General features: G+C 46.2%; 1 protein-coding gene. It reads left to right on the top strand.

Going from position 1 to position 12896, the window contains the following annotated elements; all coding sequences use genetic code 11:
• Nucleotides 1-53: 53 nt before the first annotated feature.
• Nucleotides 54-12884, top strand: coding sequence for a T9SS type B sorting domain-containing protein (locus tag CGC50_RS04365; RefSeq protein WP_157909412.1), 12831 nt, complete (start codon nucleotides 54-56; stop codon nucleotides 12882-12884).
• Nucleotides 12885-12896: the final 12 nt, after the last annotated feature.

Below are 12896 nucleotides of genomic sequence, written 5' to 3'. Positions count from 1 at the left end.
TAATAATTAACAATTATAAGAAGATGATAGTAGCCAAATCCGATAACTATATTATGAGATCACTATTATACATACTTTTATTTCTTATCTCTATAGTAGGGAAAGCCCAGCAGTGCCGCGTGAATTATACGGCCACAGTGGAGAATACTACCTGTGGCGGTACTGTCAAGGTTGCCTTGGCCTCTGCCGATACCAATTGTATTAGCCAGTACTGGGCGGTCTTGTACGACAGTGCTGGTGCGGTGCAAGCACGACAGAACCTCTCTGCCGCAGGGAAAGCAGACTTCGCTAACCTCTCCTCAGGAACTTATAAGGTAAAGCTTGAAAAGAAGGATGGTAGCGATACGCATCCTACTGCATTGAGTGTTACGGTGGTAAGTACCTATAGGCGCTTCTCTGTGGATATGACCAAAGCTACACAGACAGCTGCTACAGGAGAATGTGCAACTGACGGAAAAGTGGCGCTCAAGATTAAGGATGGTTCAGGTCCCTTTGTAGTGAAGTTCTATGCTCCTGGGGCAACAACTCCTACCTTTACTTCCCCTGCTACTAATAAAACGGGGACTGAGACAACTGTCAATATCACAGGTCTTAAGCCAAGTACAAAATATGACATAGAAGTGGAAGATCGTGCCGGTGGGGGAACTTGTTCTCTTACTGAGCCGAAAAACGTGCGTAGTATTACTACACAGGCTGCGTCAGGTTCTTTTATTCGTAACCTGACTATGGAAACTTGTCGTCCACTGAAAACTGGACAGACAGTAGGTGCCAATGGTGTGATTGCCTTAGATGTACATACTTCAGGAAGCTATACTATAAAGGTAATCAATAAGGATACTAATGAAGTGCTTGTAAACACTAGGGCTGTTACAGCTACTGCAGGAGTAGTTCTAAATATAGAGCCTGATACAGGTAAAAAATTAGAAGCTAATAAGAATTATAAGGTTACAATAGAAGGAGGAGGATGTACTGCAGAAAGGATTTTGATGAATCCCTATGTCTATTCTCCTGATTACTTAAATCTTCACCTTGTTCCATCTTGTGCTAATTGTAATGATTACAAAGTTGCTATATCAGCACATTATAATGAGCGAATGGTGGAAAGTCGTTATTTTCCCTATAAGATTACTATCAAAGTTACTCGTGGAGGAACGACTGTATTTACCAATGAGTTTGATAAAAATGATGCTTTACCGGTATCTGGGACAGATACAGAAGGAGTCTTCTATGGAGCTAATAAAGAATTCCGTTTTTGGAATTGGTGGAGACCAAAGGTTCATACAATGACTAATCTTGTAAAGGCAGGAGATGTCATTACTGTAGACTATTCAGATTGTAATGGAGTGACAAGAAATCTTACTCATACAGTTACTCCTCCAACTAATATACCTGAATCTACAATTAAAGTATTACCTAATACTACAACAGCTACTCCTTGTGACAAGGATGTGGTTATCAGTACTAGATTTCAATTGGCCAGTGGAGGAGCCTTTTATAATGCTTTCTGTAATACTACGGGTCTGCAGAGTAGAGTAAACCTATCAGGGATTTGGCAGACTCCTACTACAGGAGGGGATGGACTATTTACTTTCTTTGATGAGATAAATGGAAATGTTCATGAAGTAAAAATACATAATACTACAGCTACTTCCTATCAAGTAGAATATGCAGAAGCAACAGGAACACTTGATGGAACAAATACAAAGAATTGCAAACATTATCTTTCCAAAGTATTCACTCAATCAGAGCTTGCAGGATTTAATACACTATCAGCTATAAGATATTCGGTAGGAGGATCCGTAGCAGGAGTATTAGATATATCAGGAAGAGGAAATAAATTTTTCTTAGGACATGATAATCCTCAACTCGCAGGACTGGATTTCATAACAGACAACAATAAGCTAACAGTAACTATAGAAAGAGCAGATGGACAGCCTAACATTCAGGATGTTACTGTACGAGGTCCTTGGAACTTAGCAGGAACATATAGGTACAAATTCCCTTGGACAAAAGTTTTCTATCCAAGTATGAATTTAGGGAATAAAAACCTATATCAAATGTTCGACCTTCCTACAGGAAAATATAATGTAAAGTTATCTGATCAATGTGGGTCAACAAGGTCATTTACTATTGATATAAATGCGATTAATGATGTTTCTTTTGATATCAAAGAACCTAAGGTAACTACAGATTGTGCACAAGGGGGACAATCAAGTAGGGGGAAGGTAGTCTTTGAAGCTAGTGTGGATAAGCTTACTGCTTCTGGATTTTGGGGAATGTATGTCTTCAAAGATCTGAATAATGGTCAACCTATACACAAAAGAGTAGGTTCCTCAGCTTATAAAGCTATTGGTATACCTGCTACCGATGGAGCAGATCCTACCAGAAGGTATTATAAGCAAGAGATAAAAGATCTTCCTCCAGGAAAGTATATCTTAGGAATTACTTTAGGGCCTTGTTACCATTCTGTAGTACCTTTGGATGTAGCAGACGAAAGAGGATATATGTATCATTTCCAACCTACAGAAAGAGGAACAGGATTTATATGTAAAACACTGATCTATAAAGAATTTGAGATTAGAGAATATAGTGATGTTACTCCAACGGTTAACATCGGCATGTGTGATCCTTCGAATCCGAATACAGGGATGGTAAGGGTTGAGTTGCCTGCGGGATCTGAGCCACAATATCCTATTACCTATACCTTATATAAGGTATCAGGAGGGACAAAGGCGATAGCTACTCACTCGGATGGTACTCAGGTGGCGCCTGTAAGGGTAGCTACCCGTCCTGCAAACTTGGAAGATGCTTATGCAACTTTCAGTAACATTCCAAGGCTTTCTGGCAGTGACAGTTATGAAGTGAAGTTTGAGTCAGGTTGTTTGGATCGTTTGGTACCTGTCCCTGAGTTTGGTTCTTTGCAGAATCCACAGGTACGTACCTCAGCGACGACGGCATGTGCGGGTACTCCATTGACATTGAGTGTGGACTTACCAGCGAGTTTGTATGAGTTGGAGTGGAAGTCAAGTCCAGCTACGGCTCTTTCAGGAGTAGCGGATAAGACGCGTCCTTCGATCACCTTGAATCCTACGGTGGATGCGGAGTACTGGGTTACCTATAAGATGAAACCAGGTTTTGGATGTACTCCAGTATCTAAGGATACAGCCAAGAAGCAGGTGAACCTGACCCGCAGCAACTTTGCGGCATCGGATATCACAGGCTTATCGGATAAGACAGGAGTACTGCCAGTGAACCAGTGTGCAGCGGATGTAAGCTGGACAGCCCCTACGATCAATGACACGGCGGGCTGTGGCTACAAGCTCACTTGGGAGGTAACCAAGCCAGATGGAAGTAAATATACCCCTACGCCGGATGCCAATGGTAATACGCCAGCCACCAGCTGGAATGGTTTCCCTGTGGGCGAATCTACGGTAACCTATAAGGTAGAGGGCAAGATAGCAGGGGGTACAGCAGCTACCAAGAGCTTCAAGGTAACGGTAACGGCTCCGAATATAAATATTCAGATCACCAGTTCTTTTGTGGCCAATGTGGGCGGCACTACAGCTCTCACTTCAGTGGCCAAAGGAAGTACAGTATATTATAAGGTAACGCTTAAGAATACTACAGCTACTTCTATCAGTACAGGTGCCTTGAGGATTACCATGCCAGATAACACCAACACCAACTATGAGCTACCTGCGGCGAATGACCCTGCGATAATTACCTCTCAGTTGGGCGGTGCGGTGAATGTAAGCTATGACACAGGCAACCCGAGAGTACTGATCTTGGCAAATATCACTGGAGGCGTATTGGCACAGAATGCGGAACGCTCAGCATATATCCCGATCAAGATCAAGCAGGATCAGGGATGTGATGCGTATGTGAATGCATGTCAGTCAATACTCACAGCGAAGCCTGAGCTTGTCTATGCAGTAGGAGGTGCAGGATGTACGGCAGAGAATACCATCCAAGGGGATGGCATCGCGGCAGAGATTGACAGCCGTGCTACCTGCCCACGTGAGGAACTCTACTGTGGCGGCAGCTTCACGCTTACAGCTTTGGGTACGGGCTATACCTCATATAAGTGGTATAGTGGACAGCCAGGTAGTTTGACTCCATTGGCAAGTACCACTAGTAGCCAGGCGGTAAGTGCGGCAGGCTACTATACAGTAGAGAAGATAGCCACTTGTAGTGGTATTGAGGCGAAGACTACAGAAGTGATCCGCTTGGTGGACAAGAGCGATACCACGGTAGATCCTATCAGAGCCTTAGCGGGCAATGTAGGTGGGGTATGTGCTACGGATAACACCAAATGGCAAAGCCACTTCTACTTCTGTGGAGGTACAGGCAGCAAGGTATTGCAGGTAGCCTACCACCAGTCAGGAGTAAAATGGCAGAAAGAGGGCTCAGGCTGTAGCAATGCCAACCAGCCGAACTGTTATAATACCAGTGCGGCATGCTGGTCTACAGTATCTACCGATAGGAGCTTTACCATAGGAGGTACTACCCCAGGTAAGTACCGCTTACAGGTGGGCAATGGTACTTGTACTAGAGAGTTCTACTTTGAGGTCTTCACCACCCAACTCTCAGGAACCTTAATAGGAACCCCTACCCCACATACAGCCTTGAGCTTAGGGGCAGCGAACTTCGAGATGGGTACCCATGGAGTACAGTATGAGTACGTAGCTACCCGCTCTGATGGTAGAACCTTCACAGGAGATGGCCCTGCTTCAGGCGCCAATATGCACAAGGTCGACGTAACAGGTCTGGAAGTACCGAACAATAGGAGCCAAGATACCTTTAGAATAGTGATCAAGGCTAAGGGTGGTGCGCTCAATGGTTGTACCTTTGAACAGACAGTAACGATCAACCGCTTGGAGACCATGAAGGCAGAGGTAGAATATACTGGAGAGTGGTCTACTACAGAGTGTAACAAAGCTAAATATAACTTTACGGTATACGGTGGGGTACGTAACTACCGATACCTTATATATAAGATAGATGGTCAGTTGGCCAAGACAGAGTATGCGGGCAAGGTATTTGAGCAGCTTCCTGATGGGGATTTCTCAAGTGCAATTACCCCTACCAATGCAGTAGGTACGGTACCAGATGTATTCTCCTCTTGGATAGAAGTCCCAAGAGAAGGTAAGTATATCTTCTTGGTACGAGATAATGATGATAGATATGCCTTGACCAATGAGGTGCAGGTAAACCAAGCCTCTCGCTATGCGGTAGAGGTGACCAAGGTAGACCTTACATGTGCGACCCAGCATGGAGGAAGCATCTCGGCTAAGTTCTTGGAGAGCAATGTACCAAGTCCAAGTGTGAAGTTGGAGAAATACAAGACCGACGGCACTATGGATACGAGCTTCCCAGCACAGAACAACCTTGCGGGACAGTTCAACAACCTTTCAGCAGGTAAGTATAGAGTGACCCTTAGCTACCTCTTCAATAGTGGAGGAGGTGGACGCCGTTGTGAGATTGTTCGAGATGTACGTATAGAATCACCAGCACCTATAGAAGCCTCTATAGGGGTAGTGAGTGCGAACAACTGCGATGGTAACAATGGCAAGTTCTTGCTCAAGGTGAACTGGGTGAAGGGAGGTTCTGGCAGCTATCAGTTTATGTCTACCTCAGGTACAGGCTCCTACAGCACAGATAGAACGTTGTTGGTGGACGGAGGTAGCCAAGCCAATCCTAAGGTTAAAGTATTTGTAAAGGATAGCAATGGCTGTATTGCCGAGTTCGAGGTAATGGCCAAGAAAGACTTGACCAAACCAACCTTGGCAGCTTCTACAGTGGATTATGACTGTGGTGGCAACGGAACCTTTACAGTAACGCCAACCGCTCCAGGGGGAGCTACTTATACCTATGAATATAGCTTGGACGGCGGCGTACGTCAAGCGCCAAACTTAGGCAATGCGATGCGTTATACAGGTTTGGCAGGCAGAGCTACGCCATATTTAGTTCGAGTATACTATACAGAACCCGCTACCGAGTCGGTGAACCAGCTCTACAATGAGACCTTTGCCGATATGGAAGACCTTGACGAGAGCGACGGGGCTCCTACAGGAGTAGGTTCTGCTAAGACAACAGGCATACTTTCTGCCGGAGTACATGTGGTAACCAAGCAGTTACCAGCCACTCCAACTACCTACCGCTCTTTGGCAGGTACAGGCAGATACTATGCGATACACACAGCACCAAGCGATAACCGCTTGTATGTGAAAGATATACAGAATGTGGTACCACGAGCTAAGGCAACAGTGAAGTTCAAGTATGTGAACTTGGGCAATGATGCCAATACAGCCGCGAGTGTACTACTGAGAGTGACCCTACAGGTGACCAATCCAGGGGGCTCAGGTACGACAGCCTTTGTACGTACCCTTCCAGCAGCAGCGCAGGGAGGTACATGGCAGAGTGGCGAAGTGACCTTTGAGGATTTGGAAGGCTTCAACCAGCACACCCAGTTCCGCTTGATTATAGAAGCGGGCGTGAACAATGCTGCGGTGGGTCTGGATGAGATAGAAGTGATCCAGCCTACTAAGAACTGCCAGTCGGGAGAGCCTATCTCGGTACAGGTAGAGCCAAGCAAAGGCTTTGGTGCGACCATCACTCAGGTAGAACCTCCTAAGTGTCATGGTGGCGAGGGTACCCTATTGGTAAAACTCAGAAACATCAAGGCTGGAGCTACCTTTGAGTACCAGCTCAACGGAGGAGCATATAGGAGTACTACTTTGGTAGGTACAGACGAGCTAAAGATACCAGCTCCAGTGACAGCGCCTTCGGATCCAGCTCATACTTTGAAAGTACGTATGGTAAACCCAGATGGTACCTTGTGTGAGATCACCGCAGGTGGGGTAGAGGCACGTATCAATGATGTTCCTGCCTTGACCATAGAAGAGGTGAAGATCTCTCCTAAGGGTTGTGTGGCACCTTACACGACAGCCAGAGCGATCATTCGTGTAGCTTACGGACGAGCTCCATATACAGTACAGAAGAAAGGCCCTGCTGATGCAGACTTTGTGGATGTACCTACAGCGGATGTGACATGGACAGGAACAACAGCTACGGTGGTGAACCTTACCGATGGAGTACACTATCAGTTTAGAATTAAGGATGCGAATGAGTGTCTTTCGAATATAGAGCAGAAGTTTATACCTGCGAAGATAGATATAGATGTAACCTTGACCCCAACCTTGTGCTTACAGTCAGGTAGGACAGGCGAGGTGATGGTACAGGTGAACAATGGTAATGGAGGCTATGAATTTAGTAAGGATGGCGGAACCACTTGGGTAAGTGACCCAGGCAACCCAACCGAATACCGTTTTGATGGTCTCAATCCAGCAAGCTATACCATAAAAGTAAAAGACGCCTTAGGCTGTGAGTTTACCCAAGTGGTAGTGATCCCTCAGGTGATGGAAGTAGGTCTTAGCTCAGATGATGCCTTTGGATGTACCACCCCACAAGAGCAGATCACCATTGAGGCCAAGGGAGGTGCCCAAATATCAGGGGCTTATACCTTCACTTGGAAGCGAGGCGGCGTAGCTACAGATCCATCGGGTTATAACCCAACGACAGATACAGACGGCGGCAATGTACTGATCAATGCCACCCCAGGGGTTACGACAACCTACTTAATCACAGTCAAGACTGCAGGAGAATACCACTTCAAGGTGGTAGATGCCAACGGCTGTGAACATATAGTAAGCAAGGAAGTAAAAGCTGAAACTCCAGCCTTCCTTACAAGTCCTGGTCTTTCAGCCAGCATGGTAGCTTGTACAGGAGAGTCTACGGGCGTAATAGGTGTATATGATGGAACGGCTTACTTACCGATAACAGATGCGATTGATAGAACTAAGGGAGTAGCTCCTTATGTGATAAAGATCTACAAATATGCTACCACTCCAGGTAGTGCAGAGACCCTACAGTCAAGCAATACCGGTCGAGACTTGAGCAAAGGCTGGTATAAGGTGGAACTCTCTGATGCTAAGGGATGTAAGACTTCTGTAGATTTGGAAATCAAGGAAATAGAAGCACCAGTGCTTACCTTGGTAAGGAAGAAAGATATCTCTTGTACCTCAGGAGCAAGCAGCTTAGGAGAGATAGAGTTAAGCTTTACCACAGGCTTACAAGGCAACTATTATATGGCCTTGTATACTGATAGTAACTATACTACCCCTGCACAAAATCATGCAGGTACGCCACAGGTGACAGGAGAGAACTATGTAAACTCCACAGGAGCTACTAAGACCTTTAATTTCTTGGCACCAGGGGATTACTATCCAGCGATCACCAATATGGCTACTGGCTGTAAGGTAACATTACCAGTGGTACAGATAGGAGGCTCTCAGATCAAAGCCAATGCGGGCAATGTAGTACAGGTAGACTGTAATACAGCTAAGCAAAAGATAGAGTTCTTTGAGGATGGTGCAGAAATAGATGAGACCCAACTAAGTGTAGCCATCTACCGAGATGGACCGCTGGGCAGTGGTTTGCTCACTTGGATACCAGGTACTACAGGAAACATAACAGGTACAGGAAACAACAAGAAAGTAGAAATAGAGTTTACCCTCTTGGCGAAGACTCCTTATAGAATTGCAGTAGAGTATAAGGGATGTAAGACCTTGTTGGATGGTACTTTCAGACCGAATATAGCTACTCCAGGGGTAACAATTACTGAAAAACGTAAGCCAAACCTCTGTGGAGCAGGTGCTACAGGATCAGTAATATTACACTATGAGTTGAGTGCCTTTGCGGGTACTACGGCACCTAAGTGGGAGTTGTATACTTATCCATTTGATACTCGTCCAGGAGCACAAAGTCCAATAGCTTCAGGTACCGCTTCGACTCCATCGGGAGGTAAGAGTGTGATCCAGCAAACGGTAACAGGCCTTACAGAGAACAAGACATATATCTTGGTGGTAAGAGATGGAACGGCACAGAACTGCGTAATGGATACCAAAGTCTTTACGGTACTTCGTGCTGCTCAGCCATTGGCCTTTGTACAGACCGACTTGTTGAGAAACTCAGCTTGTTCAGGTTCGGCTAATGAGACTGCACAGGTGAAGGTAACCATCAAGGATGGAGTGGGTCCTTACAAATATACGATAAGCCAAGCTAGCACAGAGCCTACGGATGCTCAGTGGGCACATGCTGCAGTGCTAGGTACCAATAGCCGTGATGTACTCTTGGATGAGACTTTTGAGACTACCTTTGGAGGCAAGATCAAGGGTACCTCAGCGGGAGCTACATGGTATGTACATGTAAGAGATGCTAATGACTGTCATATTTCTCAAGCAGTAACAGTGAAGGAAGATCCTGCTCCAGTGGCTACCAAAGCAGAGGTAGAAAACCCATGTGTGGTAGGTACAGAATATACAGTGAAAGTAACTCTCAGCCAGATAGGTAAGGGACAACACTACTATACCTTTAAGCCAGCGGGAGGAACTGAAGGGCCACAACAGCCAATACAGTTCACCCAGACAGGTCCAAGTGTATGGGAAGGATATATCTATCGTGTGTATGCATCGTCTACAGCACGTGATATCACCATCTATGACCAGAATGGATGTAAGAGTGCGGCTGTGAACTTTGTCTTCCAAGGCAAGATCAGCTTTGACTTGACACAGTCCAAGCCTATCACCTGTCAGCCAGGTGCGGCAGGCAATGGAGAGCTTAAGGTAGACAATATCGCCAACCATAACCCTGCAAACCCACACATCTATAGAGTGCTCAAGGAAGATGTAGGAGGAGATATAGTGATAGTGAACGATACCCCAATGAGTGGATTTGGTGCCTTTACCGTGCCAATCACCCAGCCAGGACGTTATAGAGTAGAGATTGTGGATACCACCCACGGAGGTTGTCCATTCAGCCGTACCCTTACGGTCAATGACAAGGTATTACCGATATTGTCATTGGACAACAGTACCGACTCGAAGTGTTATAATGCCAACCAAGACCTCTTGGATGTAAATGGAGGAGGATCAGCAACCTTGGTAGCGGCTCCAGAGAGTCAGCTTCCGATGAGCTATAGTCTGAAGGCAGCCCGCTATGCGGATGACAATAGTGCAGTGACTGCATTGGCGACCATCCCAGCGACCCATACCAATGTGGTAGCGTCCAATACCTATGTGGATTGGCAGAACAATGGTAGACAGGTGACCTTCAAGGGCTTGTTAGGAGATGTAAGAGGAATCATCTATACGGTAGAGGCTAAGGCAGCCAATGGCTGTACTGCAACAACAGAATTTACGATCTATGGGGTGAAACCTATAGAGATAGATATGACCCAAGAGGCAGCAACCCAGTTCCAGTGTAGTGGAGATCAGGAGGTATTGGCTAAGCTCAGCTTACCAAAGACCGCCATCACTGGAGGTAGTGGACGCTACCGCTTCACCCTACTCAAGGGAGGAACTCCGGTACCGGGTAATATAGACCTTACCGAGCCTACCTTCACTATCTCGGATGAGACAGGAGGTAACTTTACCCTAAGAGTAGAGGATGCACAGTACCAATGTGCAGAGGTGACTAAGCCATTCCCAACAGCGATCAAGCCGTTTGTGAAGATAAGTACAGTCACCGCCACAGAGGTTACCGATATTACCTGTCGAGCAGGCGAGGATGTGAAGGTGGAAGCCACCCTTACGCCAGCCGGAGGGGATCCTATAAGAGTAAGCTTAGCACTAAGAAGTGTAACGGATAGCTCTCACCAAACGGTACAGATAACAGTACCTGCGGGAGCAACTACGGCTACTCATACCTTTACCAATGTGCCTATGGGCAACTACAGTGTGGTGGCAACCAATGATGAAACCGGCTGTGTGACCTATGGTACTACCTACAAGGTACAGGATCCGAATACCTTCTCGCTCACCGCGACAGAGGAAAAACCAGTGAAGTGTTACGGAGGTAATGATGGTTCTATCACCTTTACCTTGGAAGACTTAGACTTAGAGAACAGCGGCGGGGTGAACCAGGCTACCCAAGGGTATACCCTAAGAATCAAGAGCCTTACCCGTCCTACAGATCCGATTATAACAGTGACTGTTCCGGCAGGTTCAGCTACCCATACGCTCAATACCTTAGCATATGGTTCCTATACAGCAGAAGCGGAATCCACTTCTACGGGCTGTATCACTAAGATTCCGGCAAACTTTACCATCCGTCAGGCAGACCAGCCTATCAATATGGCGGCCAAGCTTAGAGTACCGGATGATTGTAGTGCGACAGGTAGCGCGGAAATCTCTATTGATATCACCGGAGGTATAGCACCTTATAAGGTAACGATGACAGGAGATAATGGCCACACTCAGACAGCCAATCAGGTATACAATCGTTGGCTCTTCACCGGAGTGCCAGGAGCGGCAGCACCAGGGGCTACCTTCACCTTCCAGATAGAAGATGCATGGGGCTGTGTGGTAACTCCTACGGTGAATGTAGATAAAGTAGTCAAGCCAGATCCAATAGACTTTGACGCCCCAGAGATCACCATGGTATCTTGTAAGAATGAGCGCGATGGTAAGGTAGTGGTGAAGAATGCACGAGGAGGAGCTGTGGATGATCCTACGGCAACGACTCTGACAACCACTTACTATTACGAACTATATCACGATATAGAAGGAGCCATCAGACCATTGCAGCTAAGCAATGAGTTCACCAATTTACCAGCAGGTAACTATACCTTGTATGTAAGAGACCGTTGGAACTGTGAGAAGAGTGTACAGTTTACCTTGGGTACTCCACCGGAGATACAGGTAACCCGAGTGAGCAATAGCAACTTGGTATGCCATGGAGATACAGGTAAGGTAAGTGTCTCTGTCACAGGAGGAACTCAGACTCCAGATCCAGATGCAGGAGGTGCTTTGGCATACATCTATAGTTTGGAATTGGTAGAGGCAGACCGCGATGTGGTAGTCAATCGCTTGGATAAGGTCAAGACGGCAGATTTCCCTAAAGAGATAGCAGGTCTCAGGGCCGGAGTGAACTACCGAGTAAGAGCGATGGACGGCAAGCGCTGTGCAGGAGAGTCCGATTTGTTCTCACTAACTGCGGCACCTAAGTTAGATATTAAGGCCACTTATGAGGACAACTGTGAGGACAATGAATATCAGGGTTATGTAGTACTGACCTTTGAGGATGCTACGGTGGACTTCACCAAGGTACAATACTCTTTTGACAATGGAGTCACTAAGCACTCTTTTGCCGCGGGTATGACCTCTGGAGCACAGGCACGCATCAGTCGTACACACAGCAGTGTAAGGCCTTCGTCCTTGCCACAGTCTATCAAGCTATACTATAGTGATGCGGGAACTAACTGTGAGGGAGAGACTAGCCCAGTGGTGATCCCAGTAGTAGAGAAGTTGACTTTGATCAAGGATCCAAGTCGTCATCCAGATATCAACGAATTACCGCTCTTAGGTAAGAACGGGGTTCCGGATTATACTTACTATATCAATGGCGTACATCAGGGTAACAATGGCACTTACATCGTAAGGAAGCAAGACCCAGAGGGAGTAGACCCAAGCGACAATAAGCTCAAGAAGCGTATAGAAGCGCGAGTGGAAGACAGTAAGGGATGTACCGCAGAAGAGGTATTCTATGTAGAATACTATGATATAGAAATCCCACGCTTCTTCACTCCTACAGGAGATGGTGAGAACGATACTTGGGCACCGCGCAATACGCAGCAGTATCCGAATATCCATACTTTGATATTTGACCGTTATGGTCGCTTGCTCAAGGAACTTTCTCAGGGACAAAGCTGGGATGGTACTTACAATGGCAAGGAAATGCCTACGGGAGACTATTGGTATATCATCACCTTGGGTGAGGAATCCGATGGTAGAGAATTCAAAGGACACTTTACTTTATACAGATAACAGTTATCAGCT

It is taken from the genome of Capnocytophaga gingivalis, from assembly GCF_002302415.1.
Lineage (GTDB): Bacteria > Bacteroidota > Bacteroidia > Flavobacteriales > Flavobacteriaceae > Capnocytophaga > Capnocytophaga gingivalis.
The sequence above is the reverse complement of the archived record's forward strand: the minus strand, read 5'-3'. Positions and strand labels throughout refer to the sequence as shown.

Excerpts from the sequence above, each read along its gene's own strand:
- CGC50_RS04365 (WP_157909412.1), top strand. The coding sequence starts at position 54 with ATGAGATCACTATTATACATACTTTTATTTCTTATCTCTATAGTAGGG.